This window comes from Peptoniphilus sp. GNH (genome assembly GCA_021307325.1).
Classification (GTDB): Bacteria; Bacillota; Clostridia; order Tissierellales; family Peptoniphilaceae; genus KA00134.
Genome location: CP089931.1, coordinates 542,028 through 555,192 on the forward strand (window position 1 = coordinate 542,028; position 13,165 = coordinate 555,192).

At 32.4% G+C, this 13,165-nt stretch carries 15 protein-coding genes and 1 tRNA gene; 2 read left to right on the plus strand and 14 right to left on the minus strand.

Annotated features, from left to right (window positions below; translation table 11 throughout):
• Window positions 1-16: 16 nt before the first annotated feature.
• Genes LV469_02740 through LV469_02760 form a run of 5 tightly spaced genes read right to left on the minus strand, consistent with a single transcriptional unit; the run spans window position 17 to window position 5,776 of the window.
• On the minus strand, window positions 17-1,141 hold the full coding sequence (locus LV469_02740; GenBank protein ID UHR03223.1) for a 2-hydroxyacyl-CoA dehydratase family protein: 1,125 nt from the start codon (window positions 1,139-1,141) through the stop codon (window positions 17-19).
• Window positions 1,138-2,409, minus strand: a complete 1,272-nt coding sequence (locus LV469_02745) for a 2-hydroxyacyl-CoA dehydratase family protein (GenBank protein ID UHR03224.1) — start codon at window positions 2,407-2,409, stop codon at window positions 1,138-1,140. The genes LV469_02740 and LV469_02745 overlap by 4 nt, the downstream gene beginning before the upstream one ends.
• Before the next feature lie 35 nt (window positions 2,410-2,444).
• Complete coding sequence (locus LV469_02750; protein UHR03225.1) at window positions 2,445-3,221, minus strand: acyl-CoA dehydratase activase; 777 nt, start codon at window positions 3,219-3,221, stop codon at window positions 2,445-2,447.
• 60 nt (window positions 3,222-3,281) lie between these two features.
• Window positions 3,282-4,421, minus strand: a complete 1,140-nt coding sequence (locus tag LV469_02755) for an acyl-CoA dehydrogenase family protein (protein UHR03226.1) — start codon at window positions 4,419-4,421, stop codon at window positions 3,282-3,284.
• A 20-nt stretch (window positions 4,422-4,441) separates the two neighbouring features.
• The gene (locus tag LV469_02760) at window positions 4,442-5,776 is read right to left on the minus strand and encodes an anion permease (protein UHR03227.1); all 1,335 of its coding nucleotides are present in this window, start codon (window positions 5,774-5,776) and stop codon (window positions 4,442-4,444) included.
• A gap of 184 nt (window positions 5,777-5,960) precedes the next feature.
• Here LV469_02760 and LV469_02765 point away from each other — a divergent pair, with 184 nt between their 5' ends.
• The gene (locus LV469_02765) at window positions 5,961-6,908 is read left to right on the plus strand and encodes a LysR family transcriptional regulator (GenBank protein UHR03228.1); all 948 of its coding nucleotides are present in this window, start codon (window positions 5,961-5,963) and stop codon (window positions 6,906-6,908) included.
• Between the two features lie 219 nt (window positions 6,909-7,127).
• Here LV469_02765 and LV469_02770 read toward each other — a convergent pair whose 3' ends face one another.
• From LV469_02770 to LV469_02780, 3 genes are read right to left on the minus strand one after another with little or no spacing between them, the layout of a single operon-like run.
• Window positions 7,128-7,859: an amino acid ABC transporter ATP-binding protein gene (locus tag LV469_02770; protein ID UHR03229.1), complete on the minus strand. Its 732-nt coding sequence runs from the start codon at window positions 7,857-7,859 to the stop codon at window positions 7,128-7,130.
• Entirely contained in the window at window positions 7,852-8,526 is a 675-nt protein-coding gene (locus LV469_02775; GenBank protein UHR03230.1) for an amino acid ABC transporter permease, read from the minus strand. Before LV469_02775 ends, LV469_02770 begins: the two co-directional genes overlap by 8 nt.
• A gap of 44 nt (window positions 8,527-8,570) precedes the next feature.
• A complete protein-coding gene (locus LV469_02780) occupies window positions 8,571-9,392 on the minus strand; it encodes a transporter substrate-binding domain-containing protein (protein UHR03231.1) in 822 nt (273 codons plus the stop codon).
• A 312-nt stretch (window positions 9,393-9,704) separates the two neighbouring features.
• Between LV469_02780 and LV469_02785 the strand changes: the two genes are divergently transcribed.
• A tRNA-His gene (locus LV469_02785) sits at window positions 9,705-9,781 on the plus strand.
• A 214-nt stretch (window positions 9,782-9,995) separates the two neighbouring features.
• Here LV469_02785 and LV469_02790 read toward each other — a convergent pair.
• The 6 genes from LV469_02790 to LV469_02815 form a co-directional block, all read right to left on the minus strand.
• Window positions 9,996-10,535, minus strand: coding sequence for a DUF2335 domain-containing protein (locus LV469_02790; GenBank protein ID UHR03232.1), 540 nt, complete (start codon window positions 10,533-10,535; stop codon window positions 9,996-9,998).
• Window positions 10,519-10,743 carry a hypothetical protein gene (locus LV469_02795; protein UHR03233.1) on the minus strand — a complete coding sequence of 75 codons (225 nt, stop codon included), beginning with the start codon at window positions 10,741-10,743 and terminating at the stop codon, window positions 10,519-10,521. The genes LV469_02790 and LV469_02795 overlap by 17 nt, the downstream gene beginning before the upstream one ends.
• A 185-nt stretch (window positions 10,744-10,928) precedes the next feature.
• Window positions 10,929-11,246, minus strand: coding sequence for a phage holin family protein (locus LV469_02800; GenBank protein ID UHR03234.1), 318 nt, complete (start codon window positions 11,244-11,246; stop codon window positions 10,929-10,931).
• Window positions 11,233-11,619, minus strand: coding sequence for a phage holin family protein (locus LV469_02805; GenBank protein ID UHR03235.1), 387 nt, complete (start codon window positions 11,617-11,619; stop codon window positions 11,233-11,235). Before LV469_02805 ends, LV469_02800 begins: the two co-directional genes overlap by 14 nt.
• A 1-nt stretch (window position 11,620) precedes the next feature.
• Window positions 11,621-11,956, minus strand: a complete 336-nt coding sequence (locus LV469_02810) for a copper amine oxidase N-terminal domain-containing protein (GenBank protein ID UHR03236.1) — start codon at window positions 11,954-11,956, stop codon at window positions 11,621-11,623.
• A gap of 147 nt (window positions 11,957-12,103) precedes the next feature.
• Window positions 12,104-13,159, minus strand: a complete 1,056-nt coding sequence (locus tag LV469_02815; protein UHR03237.1) for an HNH endonuclease — start codon at window positions 13,157-13,159, stop codon at window positions 12,104-12,106.
• Between the last annotated feature and the right edge of the window lie 6 nt (window positions 13,160-13,165).

Sequence of the window (13,165 nt, forward strand, 5' to 3'; positions counted from 1 at the left end):
ATTAATCACCCAAATGTCATATTTCTGATAGTGCTTGTAATTTTGTCAATGTTTGACCAAAATCTTTAGAACTTTGATCAATATCTATAGATACAACATTAAATCCATTGTCTTGTAACATTTTAGTTACATATGGCTGATCATATTCTTCTATATCACAGAATTTCATCATTGCCAAAATTACAATATCAATATCGTGTTTTTTAGCTAAATCAACAAGCATTTTACCTCTGGCATATGCATCATCGTCATGAGCTAATGAACATCCCTTTATATCTAACCAGTGTAATGCAAAACTTTCAAATGCTGAACTTGCCATAGGATAATCATATCTATATATTCTTGATTCATTTGCTAAATCATCTTCTAATATGTGCATGTTCGATTTTGAAATTGAATTTAGAATTTCATCAGAATCTAGCATTATTCCACTTATAAGAATTTTTTTACCATTTGAGATAAACTCATCTTCATTTTCTAACAATTCTATTAACTTAATAAGATTCTTTATCGCATCTTCTGGCGTCAAAAATGACAATGCCTTGATTACGTTATGTCTATCACTAGCAGTTATGATGTCTAAATGTTTATTTGCCATTTCTGTAAATTTTCTTACAAATCCGTTAATTTTATTGTATTTATCAAGTTCTTCCTGTAATGTTTTATTATTAATTTTCTTATCGGCTATGTTTTCTAAATTTCTTGTAACGTACTTTATTTCTTCTATATAAAAATCCAGAGCTCCCGAATCTTTTCTATTTTGTGGTGGAACAAAAGGTATTAAATCAATATTATTTATTCCAGCTCTCCAAGCTGTAACTTCTCCTCTGAGTGTATCGCATAATATAGGCATAACTACAGCGCTTAATTTGTCTAGTGTTCCATTCATGCCTAATTCAAGGCATGTTCTCGATAATGAGCAAGTGAATGCAGGACTATACTTACCTGCTAATCTCGGATTTATGTTTGCACCCCATATACTCATAGGTATCATACCAAGTGCACTTATAATAGGTTTAACGTTGTAATATGGCATGCAGCCAATTACCTTAAATCCATCATTTACATATTTATCTAGCATCTCTCTTGGATTATTTGAAACAAATTTAAAATAACTTAAAAGTTCTTGTAGTTCTTTCATTTTGCACCTTCTTTATTAGATTTCATAATATCTACAAAAGTTTGTATTCTAGTTTCAAATTGTGATTGATTATAAATAGTTGGGTCGGCCTGATCTCCATCAAATGTCATAACAGGAATTTCCAATTCTTTTTCTACCATTTCTTTTCCAGCAAACATGTGATATGTCATAAATTTGCAACTTCTATTTATATGGCATAGCATTCCATCGCATTTAAATCTATCAGCTGCATTAATTCTTTTATTCATCATTTCTTCCGTACTAACTACGTTTGTCGATGTATGAGAATACTGTTCCGCCATCTCTTCTAAGTTATTAATTTCATATTGCATACTCCATGCACCAACATAGCCATTCGTTACGCAATTTATGTCATATTTCTTCATAGTTTTTAAATTTGGACCCAAAAATGGCCAACAAGCTATGCCTTCCCAATCAACTCTATACTTTTCTGTTTTTTCTCCAAATGTGCTTGTGTTAGATTCTATATGATCAAGTATTTCTTTTTTCAATTGCATTAAAACATCAGTAGTTTCTTTCCTAGATCTTGCAATTACCATCGGAGCCATATAGTTAAACAAATCAAATCCGTTCAATGGGGCCGGGTCTTTATCATTGAGCAACACACATTCGTCATATAACTTTGAATTTATATTGCTTATTTTTTGATTTTCAGCGAACTTATCCCAGTCGAATTTTCTCCCAAAAAATTCTTCCATTCTTTTTATGTTGTTTTTAATTTGACTTGCTCCATAAATATTTTTATATGAATCGGCAGGCCCAAAATTGTAATTGAATATACAATCTTGCATGAATATTGGAATATTAAATTCTCTAGATAAACATTCATACCATTTCAGTAATTGAAAACAACTATTCGTTGCGCATAATAAAAATGTAGGTCTAGGCATTTCTTGTGCTGGTCTTTCATATCCAGGTTCATTCATTATTAAATTCGCCATACCTATACTTGTTCTTGCGTACGAACAAATATCATTTGAGTATCCCATGTTCCCTTCTGCATGTTCAATGAATCTGGAAGAATCATGTCTTGCAGCAACACCTGCCGCATTATTCTCTGGATACAATACAGGTACTCCAAATGTTGCACATAATTCTTGTGGAAATATAGATGTAGACCAACCTACATGTTCTCCCCTTTCACATGCATCATAAGCTTCGTTGTAAACCTTATTTGTCAATTCATTTAACATTATTCTAGATTTAGGCAACGGTTTTCTTTTTTTGTTTACTTCCGATTTTTCCATACTTTACCCACCTGTCTGTTTATCATATTTCCCTTCTAATAATTTTTATCAATCCCAATTAAAGCAGCTCCAATAGCGCCTGCTAATTGGCAATTTTCGTGTGTTTGAATTTTTGTGTTTAGTTCTCTTTCTAAAGAAACTTTCAATCCAATATTTTTAGCAACGCCACCACTAAGAGCTATTTTTTCTTTTCTGCCACATCTATTTACTAATGCCAATATTCTATGTGACACTGAATTATGAATCCCAGCTGCTATATCTTCTAAGCTAATATTTTTAGCTAATTTTGAAATTACCTCTGATTCCGCAAAAACAGTGCATGTACTGCTTATCTCTGCTGGATTCTTCGAATTTAAAGACAGTGTGCTTAAATCTTCAATGTCAACATTCATAGCTCTGGCCATTGTATCTAAAAATCTTCCAGTTCCAGCAGCACATTTATCATTCATTACAAAATTATGAATAATTCCTCTATTATCTATATTCATAACTTTTATGTCTTGTCCTCCGACATCAATGACTTGTTCGATGCCATCCATCATCCAAGCTATAGCTTTGGCATGACAAGTAAGTTCACTTTTTTCCTCATCAGCCTCTTTTAATGAAAAACGTCCGTATCCCGTAGACACGATATAATCAATATCTTCTAATTTTAATTTGGCAATTTCCAATACATTATTCAATGCTTGATATGGGCCTATAGTTCCTGTTCCAATATGAACTACATCTTTAGCAATTATCAATTTTTGATCTGTCATAATTACCGCTTTAGAAGCTGTAGATCCAATGTCTATTCCTACAATATAATTCATATTAATCCCCCTAATGTAATGGCATATACATGAGTATATGCCATCAAGTAAAAAATAAAATTATCTACACAAACGTCCAGAAATAATCATACGTTGAATTTGATTTGTTCCCTCAAATATTTGATATATCTTAGCATCCCTCATTAGTTTTTCAACAGGATATTCTCTAGAATAGCCATATCCTCCTAATACTTGAACTGCATTTTCAGCTACGAACATAGCTGCATCTCCTGCCATAGTTTTTGCAATTGATGATAATTTTATATTATTTTTTCCAGCATCAGCGCTTTTACATGCTGCCCAAACCATTTGCCTTGCTGATTGTGTCCTCATTTCCATTTCGGCAAGCATAAATCCAACAGCTTGATGTTTCCATATCTCTTTTCCGAATATAACTCTTTCTTTAGAGTATTTAATGGCTTCTTCTAGCGCAGATTGTGCTACTCCTACTGCAGAAGAAGCAGTGCAAGGTCTGGATTCAGCAAGTATCTTCATAGCTATGCTATAACCCTCTCCCTCTTCTCCCAGCCTAAACTTTTCATTTAATCTCATATTGTCAAAATAAAGAGAGTTAGTATGAACACATCTGATGCCCATCTTATCTTCATGCTCTCCTATCTTTAAACCAGGTGTACCACTCGGTAATAAAAAAGCTGTAATACCACCTTTTGTACCTTTTTCTTTGTCTGTTACTGCAAAAATAACAAAAACATCAGCACAATCACCATTAGTTATGAATGTCTTTCCTCCATTAATTATGTAGTCGCTTCCATCCTTGGTGGCCCTAGTTTTCATAGCCCCAGCATTTGAACCTGACTCGCTTTCCGTAAGTGCAAATGCTAAAATACCACCATCAAGCATTAGTTTAGAAACCCAATCTTTTTGTTGGTCATTTCCAGCAATTTTCAATGGATCCCATCCAAATCCAAACACTCTTGATGCAAAACCTGAATCTCCCTTTGCTAATTCCTCACGAATAATAGCATATGTCCATCTATCAAGTCCTAATCCACCATACTCTTCTGGAACCGTAACTAAATTTAGTCCCATTTCCATCGCTTCTTTAACCAATTCATCTGGTACTGTAGCTGTTTTTTCAGCCTCTCTGCATATATCTTTCACACGTTTTTGAGCAAATTCTCTAACTAAATTTCTCAATTCAATTTGTTCATCATTTAACATAAAATCGAAATCGTTCAATTACATAACCTCCTTATAGTTTATACTGGATAAATTATTGGAACTAATATGGCTGCTAATATAGCCAAAATGATACACAAAGGACCGCCAATTTTAACATAATCCATGTATTTATATCCCGCTGGTAATGTTTGTGTACAAGCAGGAGTCCCAACAGGTGTTGCGCATGCTAAGTTTGTGGCAACTGCCCCTACTGCTATTACAAATGGAACAGGACTTATTCCTAGTGATGAAGCTATGGAGATATATATAGGTGTCATCATAGCTGCTAACGCTGTGTTAGACATGAAGTTAGTAAGTATTACAGTAACAATTATTCCAGCTACCATAAGGACGCTAACCGATGCATTTTGTCCTCCGAACAAGTTTAATACAGCGTCAGCTATTACTTTTCCCCCACCAGATACATCAAGTCCTTTTGCAAAGCCTTGACAAGCTCCTAAAATTATTAATGTATTCCAATCCAAGCTGGCTAATGTTTCCTTTAATGGCATACACTTAGTAACTAATAATACAGTAGCTCCTAATAAACCTACAATTCCAACATTAAGATACGGTTTAAAAGCAGGCACACCAGTTAAAATGAAACCAAGTATGCATAGTAATAAAACCGCAACCGACATTTTCCCCTTCCACGGTGCAACGTTTGCATAATCATCATGATTTTTGTTCTCATCAAATTTAGCATAGTAGTTTCCTTCATTAAATTTCGGATCCTCTGGTTTTAAAACTTTTTTTGAAATAGTATAACCTATAGTTGCAAAATATATTGTCATTACAATGCATAGCGGAATCATAACTTTCGTCTGATCAAAAAGTCCCAATCCCGCCTCAAAGCCTTCTGTGCCCATCAATATAGCATTGGCAGTTTGCTGTGAAGTAGATCCTACAAGCGTACCTGCACCACCAACAGCACAAGCAATACCGGCAGACATAATAACCATCTTCGATCTAATCTTTCCGTTAGAACGGGCAGCACATGCTGCTATCAAAGGCATCCACATAGCTATAGTTCCAGAATTTGATAAAAAAGCTGACATTATTGTGCAGCAAATTACAACTGCAATTATGAATAACCTTTCATTTTTAGCTATTGAAGTTTTACTTATCGCTAATCCTATCTTATTTGCCATTCCAGTTTTGAAAAGAGAATCCCCTACAACACACATACCAGCGACCATCATTACTGTAGTGCTAGAAAATCCAGAATACACATCCTTCAACTCCATCTCAGGTAGCAAAATTCCCATTGCCAAAGATGCAGCCATAGCTGTCATTGCCAAAGGTACTTTCTCAAGTACGAATGACACAATCGTAATAACCATAATTATAATGGCCAGTGTACTCGAATCCATAATATCCCCCCTTTAAATGATACAAAAACTAATTTGTTCTAAAATAAACATAAAACTCTCAAACAGATAGACTATCTTTATATTAAATATACCTACCTGTCTAACTGTTGACAAACTATAAAAAGTTGTATAACATACAACGAAGTAATTGTATGCGATTCTCTAATCAATTCGGGGTGATATATTGATTAATTTTTTAAATATTGAATATTTTTTGGAAGTTGAAAAAGTGCGAAGCTTTTCTAAGGCTGCAGAAAATTTGTACACTACTCAACAAGCCGTTTCAGCACGAATAGCAAACCTTGAAAATGAACTTAATTGCAAATTATTTTTAAGAAGTGTGCCTTTAGAAATAACAAACTCTGGTAAAAAATTTTTATTCTATGCAAAACAAATAAACTGTATTAATGAAGAAATACAGAAGGAATTTAAAAATATATCAGAAGATAATTCAGGGACTATAAGAATCGGTCTCACATATACGAGAGATTATCTGTATATGCCAGATATTATTTTTGAATTTCAAAAAAAATATCCATTGTATACAGTTAAATCAATCTCTGACAACATAAGCGATATTGAAAAAAAATTACATAGTGGAAAAATAGATCTTGCTTTAGGTGCATTTGATGATTGTGAATTGTATAATAATTCAAATATTGATTTATTCTTTTTTGATGATGAGGAACTAGTTCTTCTAGTAAATAAAAACTTATTTAAAAGTATTTTTTCTGAATCTTGTATTAAAAATGGTGTATTTAATTTTTATGAATTTGATAAACTTCCATTTATTTTGGGTCATCCAGATAATTTATCTGGCAAAACTAGTAAAATTTTTTTTGAAAAATATAAAATTAATCCTATTATTAAGGCTCAAAGCGACAATATACAGACTATATTAAAATTATGTGTCAACGGTTTAGGTGCTTGTTTTTGTCCGAAAAATTTATTTGAAAATTCTTCTGTATTTAATCGGAAAAATGAATTGTTAGTAATAAAAGGCGTCGATGAACTGAAACACAGAATGTATTTTGGAATACTTAAAACAAATCCAAAAATAAAAATTCTAAAAGACTTTATTGAAACAGCAATTAATATTACAAATCATATTGAAAATTATAATAAAAATTAGCAATATTTTTTAACATTATTTAACATTGATTTCTCGAATATTTAATTTAATAAATAAAACATATTAGATTCACATTATCATCATATAATCTTAATATCTTTAAAAGTATATCTTATATGGAGATAATGTGAATCATTTATTTTGGAAATTTGTACTCTTTAAATAATTTAATATAATATATTATTTATTAATGTTTATGTTAATTTCATAGCACCATTCTTATCCTATTGCCAATATCTTGCTAAAGAAATCTTTTGTTCTTTCATGTTTCGGATTTTTGAAGAATTCTTCTCCTCTACCTTCTTCTATTACTTCTCCCTTGTCCATAAATATGATTCTATCGCCTACTTCTTTTGCAAATCCCATCTCATGTGTCACTACTACCATTGTCATTCCTTCTTTTGCTAAGTCTTTCATGACATTTAATACTTCTCCTACCATTTCTGGGTCAAGGGCTGATGTAGGTTCATCAAATAGTATTACTTCGGGATCCATGGCAAGGGCTCTTACTATTGCTATTCTTTGTGCTTGTCCGCCTGATAGTGCTTTTGGATAGTTGTTTTTTTTATCCAGTAGTCCTACTCTTTTTAGGAGTGTTTCAGCTTTTTCTTTTGCTTCTTCTTGGCTCATGTTTTTTACAAGCTGAGGCGCTAACATTATATTTTCTAGCACCGTTTTATTTTTGAAGAGGTTGAAGTTTTGAAATACCATTCCCATTCTGGATCTAATTTTATTTATGTCCGTCTTTTTGTTTGTTATTTCTTCTCCGTCAAATAAAATTTTTCCTCCATCCGGCTCTTCCATTAGATTTAAACAGCGCAAAAATGTAGATTTGCCCGATCCAGAAGGGCCGATTATAACTAACACTTCTCCATCTTTTACTTCTTGATTTATTCCTTTTAATACCTGCAATTTTCCAAAGTTTTTAGTCAAATTTTCTACTTTAATCATGGCTGAGTTTCCTTTCTAATAGTCCCATTGTTTTTGATAGGCTAAATGTAATTAGCAGGTATATTAATGCTGCAAAATACAAAGGTTTTGTGTTAAAAAGAGTTGATTGCAAATTTTTGCCTACATAAAATAGATCTGTTATGCCAACGGTAAATACTACTGAGGACTCTTTTATTAGTGATATAAATTCGTTTACTAGGGCTGGCAAGATGTTTTTTATTGCTTGCGGTATTATTATATGTTTCATTGCCTGCGCCTCTGTTAGTCCTAGTGATCTGGCTCCTTCCATTTGACCCTTTTCTACCGATTGGATTCCTCCTCTTATTACCTCTGCTACATAGGCTGCTGAATTTACAGAAATTGCTAGTGAACATAGAAAAATTGTAGATCTAAAGAAAGTGAGATTTTCTGGTATTACTGCCTTTAATCCAAAATATACTATTGTTATTTGGACTAGCATTGGTGTTCCTCTTATTATTTCTATATATGCTGTGGATATTAATTTTAAAATATGGCTTTTTGACAATTTCATCAGGGCTAAAAATGTGCCTAGAATCATTCCACATATTATGGATATAAAGGATATTTCTATGGTTTTTAAGGCCCCTATTAAAAACGCATATCCATATTGGCTTATAAAGTTTATGTTATTTGTTATAAAATTCATTTCTTCTCCTGGCATAAAAAATTCCTCTTTAGCGAGGAATTTTTTCATTTATTTTCATTTATTTCTTTGGTTGAAACTTCCAAATAATGATTAAACCATGTTGTTACTTGATCTTTGTCTTTTAATTTATCTATGGTCTTGTTTATGGCCTCTTGCAGTTCTTTTTCTCCTTTTTTGATTGCTACGGCTGAGCCTTCTTCTGCTGGTATGCCAAGATCTTCTATAATCGCTAAGTCAGGACTTGCTGCTGCGAATTGTTTAGCCGGAAGTTCGGCCATGAAGATTGCATCAAAGGTCTTATTTTTAAGCTCCATGATGAGGTTGTTGTTGTTCTCGAGGCCTGTTATATTTGCCCCAAAATTCTTTTCAGCATAGGTTTGTTGAACAGTTCCCATTTGAACTCCTATTTGCTTGCCTTTTAAATCATCTACGCTCTTTATGGATGATTCTTCGCCCTTTCTTACCAAAAATATTTGACCACCTTCGTAGTAGGGTTCTGAAAAATCAACTTCCTTTAATCTTTGTTCATCAGCTACCATGCCTGCAAGAACTATATCCAAATCTCCTGCCTTTAAAGAGTTTAAGAGTCCTTCAAAAGCCATGTTTTTTATGGTTAGCTTTACTCCTAAATCATTTGCAATTGCTTTTGCAATTTCAACATCTACTCCAACTATGTTTTGTTCGCTTCCTGAAATTTGAATCCATTCCATAGGCGGATAATCAGCTGATGTTCCCATAACTAATTCGCCTTTTTCTTTTATTTTTTCTAGTGCATTTGAGTCTTTTTTTGCTTCAGTATTTGATGAACAACCCACCATAAGGCAAAGTGCCAGAATAGTAATTATAATGTAAATTCTTTTTTTCATTTTTTTCCTCCTAAAACATTATTTAATTTTTTTTGATATTATTCAGGCATCTCATATTGCTGGAAGAGTGTAAGTTTTCAGCTTTACAATCATTCCAAGTTCTCTTGGTTTTTAAGTAGCTAATCAAGATTAAGGCCTCCTCGTTTTCTAATTTTTGTATATTATAGTTTAGCGCATTAAAAAAGGCAAGTTTTTTTTATATAAAAATCAAAAAATAAATAGGCTTATTTTTTATAATTAAAATGTTGCAGTAAAGACTGCTAAATATGTCTTGACACTACCTAATATGCATTATATAATATCTCTTGCTTGGTGGGTATGGCCTAGTTGGTTAGGGCGCAAGATTGTGGCTCTTGAGGTCGTGGGTTCGAATCCCACTATCCACCCCATATTATTAAAAACTGCTGAAACTTAGTAAGTTTCAGCAGTTTTTAATTTCAAAAGTTGGCTACCTGTTGGCTATTATAACCCTATATTTGACTGATCTAAATGCTGATTTATTTTCATTAAGACTTTTTTATTGAATAAATATCTAGTATATCTTGTAATTTTATGTAATAAAAAAAGACGACTTTTACATCGTCTTTAACTTACTTATCTGCTTTATTTGTCTGTCTTATTTGGTTTGTTTTCGATCATTTCTTTATCTTTACCTGCTATTTCAATTGCTTGAGTTTTTTTATTGTTTATAAATATAGCAATCCCTCCAACTATAGCTGAAATAATTCCAGCTATTCCAAAATATTTACCGAGATATACTAAATAAAAAGATCCTGCTATCAAAATTAAGAATAAAATAAAGGCAAACCACTGACCTCTTTTTTCAGATTTTATATCACTAGAAATCACTTGTTTTTCTATTTCTCTTCTATGAACACTCTGATTTTTAACCATTGATACAATAGTTCTGAATAATTCTTCATCAATCTCTTTGTACTTGGCTAAAGTTTCTGGTGAAGGAAGAGGCCCAGAATGATACTCTAGTTTACTTTGTGCTATTGATATTAATTGAGACATTGCCTCTGGAGATTCTCCTATTACTTTGTATACCTCATCTGGATTAGATTCAAATGAGTTTAGAATATCCTCTACTCCACTGTTTTTTCTAACTTCTAAGTCTATTTTCTTATCTGGTGATTTCATATTTATATTTACCAAATACGTTTCTTAAATCATTACCAATGCTAACCCAGTCTGAATAAATAGCCTTAGCATCTGCATGTTCCTCACTTTTTGATGTGTTATAGTTGTTAAGGGTTCCAAATAAATCAAAAACTCTAGCCATACCTTTTACAAACCCAATTTTTGGAAACAAAATATTAGTATAACTTTTATATATTTTTCTATCCATAAAGCACCCTCCTTTGTATTTTGATTATACCCTATGTTCAAAATATAAATCAATACTAAATAAAACTTATAAAAGCTAATACTTTTTAATATAAGCAAGTATAATTAGTAAATAACAAAGGTGATTGTAATAAAAAAGTATAAATATTATATAACTTTTCCTTTTCAAAAAAATACGCCTGAGGATTATTCCCCAGGCTTTTTAATTTCATCTTTCCATTTGTTTAATTCAAGCACGCTAGCTTTCCTCATGTCGTCAAGATCCTTTTCTGTCACCTTGAATCCCTTCTCGTTAAGTCTCTCTAAAACGTATTGTTTTTTCAGGTTTCCTTGGCCAGCTTCTTTATAGATTTGCTCTGCAGCCTTGACTGCAATATCTACAGCTTCCATAACTGTGAGGATTTTCTCTCTGCCATACTTTTGCTTTAAAAGTGGCACAAGTACACCTGTGATTAGCACTGATACAATTGACAAAACTACATAAAAAATATTACTTGCACTCATTTTCTACCTCCATAGATTTTTTAATTTCCTCTCTCAATTTTTCTTTACTTTCCCAAGTCTTTAAATTTTTATACTCCATATGCTGCTTAAAAAATTGATGCACTCCTACTGCGGTTGCACCTAAAAAAACACCTTGGCCAATGCTCATAAGGATCCATACGATAATTTGAATTTTATTCATTGGATCCATACGATTTGCAAGACTTGTTATTAAAGCTATAGGTATACCTACTATGGATAGTATAGTAGGTATTAAGCTATCACTAATTCTAGTAGACTTCTTCAAGCCGCTTCCTATGACTATAAGCACAGGTATCATAAATACTAATTCAGGGCTAAGATATTCTTTTAAGCTGAAGACTATATCTTGCATATTATCCTCTCAACTCCACAATCTTTTTGTCCTGATTCCAGCCTACTTTTAAATTTAAAGCCTCTGCTAGATCTCTGATTGATACGTAATTAGTTCCTTGAATATTCTTACCTCTTAGTTCAATCTCTTTGCCATTATAATTTACTTTTACTCTATCCACTTTCAAAATCTCATCCATAACAAATTTAATCCTTTCATCTAGTGCTTTCTGCTGCACAGGTACTCCTACACTTGACTTAGATAGGTCAAGCTCTACCTTCATCGGCTTTTGAACATCTTGTAAAAATTTCTCCCACAGATTCTTTTTAAAAAAAGATCCAGGACATCTCTTCCTCATTTTTGTTCATCATAGTTCGCTACTCTATGACCGCTCTTTATGAACTGCTACATATCACTATGTAGATCAGACTATATCTTCATACTTTTAAGTATGCTCCCCGTTTCCATTCGCTTGAATGTACTCTACTCCATTAAAAAAAACGCCTTACAGCGTCTTTTTTTGTTTCGATAGTCGTTGAACCTTCCTATGATATTTTGCATGTTTAGCATTATATTCATTCGTACACCATTCCAAATTAGTGTAGATATTGTTTCGTTTATTAAAATCTATGTGATTAATTTGCGGATAATTTTTTGGATTTGGAATGAAGGCTAGTGCCACCATCTTATGAAATCTAAATGTTTGCTTTTCTCCATCTATCTTGGAGAATGAAGCTCCATAATACCCCTGTGTATTTTTATTTTTTTTAAGACTTATTTTAGCCTTCCCTTTATATGAGAAAACATCTCCGTTTTTGCTAACAGTGTAAAAAGGGCAACCTTCATATCCTTTAATATGATTTATCTTAAATTCGTCATCAGGTACTTCCATATTTTCCCATTTTTCGATTATAAAGGCTTCATATTCTTTATCAGTTAATACAACCATATTATTAAGCCTTATATCTGACTCGTTACTATTTAAGAATATAACTTTGTTCGTATCTGCATCATTCATAAACAACTTAACCATAAGTGTTTTTAACCTCACTGTTTTTATTGTTGTTTGACGACTTCCTATTCTTACAACTGGAATACCTTCTGCATTTTTGAATGTTTTCATTTTTTGTCTGTAACCATTTCTATAACTGAATACATTTCCTTTATTGTCAAATGTGTATCCAAACAAGTCTTTGTACTCCGCAATTGAACTTATCTTTTCTTCCCCATCTGGAGGGACAAAGCCTTCCCATTCTTTTTGGTCTCTAATAACTTTGTTCTTTCCGGAAGAAATTATAAGATTAGAAATATGGTTGTTATGCTTATTCCCGTCAACATGTCGGATTCTTTCACCTTTATAGTCTTTTATATAAATTTCCGCCATTATTCGATGAATTGGTTCTCTAATTCGATTAAGATATATAAACTCTCCTCTACGCTCTGAAAAAGAAGTTTCCTTCTTTATATATTCCCCATCTACTTTTTCAAACAATTCACCTTGCTCATTAATAAAAAAATTATTAATATTTTTATATTTTTGAATTATATTTAATGCTTTCACGCTACT

Excerpts from the sequence above, each read along its gene's own strand:
- LV469_02810 (UHR03236.1), bottom strand. The coding sequence starts at position 11,956 with ATGAGGAAGAGATGTCCTGGATCTTTTTTTAAAAAGAATCTGTGGGAG.
- LV469_02775 (UHR03230.1), bottom strand. The coding sequence starts at position 8,526 with ATGAATTTTATAACAAATAACATAAACTTTATAAGCCAATATGGATAT.
- LV469_02760 (UHR03227.1), bottom strand. The coding sequence starts at position 5,776 with ATGGATTCGAGTACACTGGCCATTATAATTATGGTTATTACGATTGTG.
- LV469_02780 (UHR03231.1), bottom strand. The coding sequence starts at position 9,392 with ATGAAAAAAAGAATTTACATTATAATTACTATTCTGGCACTTTGCCTT.
- LV469_02740 (UHR03223.1), bottom strand. The coding sequence starts at position 1,141 with ATGAAAGAACTACAAGAACTTTTAAGTTATTTTAAATTTGTTTCAAAT.
- LV469_02795 (UHR03233.1), bottom strand. The coding sequence starts at position 10,743 with ATGGATAGAAAAATATATAAAAGTTATACTAATATTTTGTTTCCAAAA.
- LV469_02750 (UHR03225.1), bottom strand. The coding sequence starts at position 3,221 with ATGAATTATATTGTAGGAATAGACATTGGATCTACAGCTTCTAAAGCG.
- LV469_02800 (UHR03234.1), bottom strand. The coding sequence starts at position 11,246 with ATGAGTGCAAGTAATATTTTTTATGTAGTTTTGTCAATTGTATCAGTG.
- LV469_02770 (UHR03229.1), bottom strand. The coding sequence starts at position 7,859 with ATGATTAAAGTAGAAAATTTGACTAAAAACTTTGGAAAATTGCAGGTA.
- LV469_02790 (UHR03232.1), bottom strand. The coding sequence starts at position 10,535 with ATGAAATCACCAGATAAGAAAATAGACTTAGAAGTTAGAAAAAACAGT.
- LV469_02745 (UHR03224.1), bottom strand. The coding sequence starts at position 2,409 with ATGGAAAAATCGGAAGTAAACAAAAAAAGAAAACCGTTGCCTAAATCT.
- LV469_02805 (UHR03235.1), bottom strand. The coding sequence starts at position 11,619 with ATGCAAGATATAGTCTTCAGCTTAAAAGAATATCTTAGCCCTGAATTA.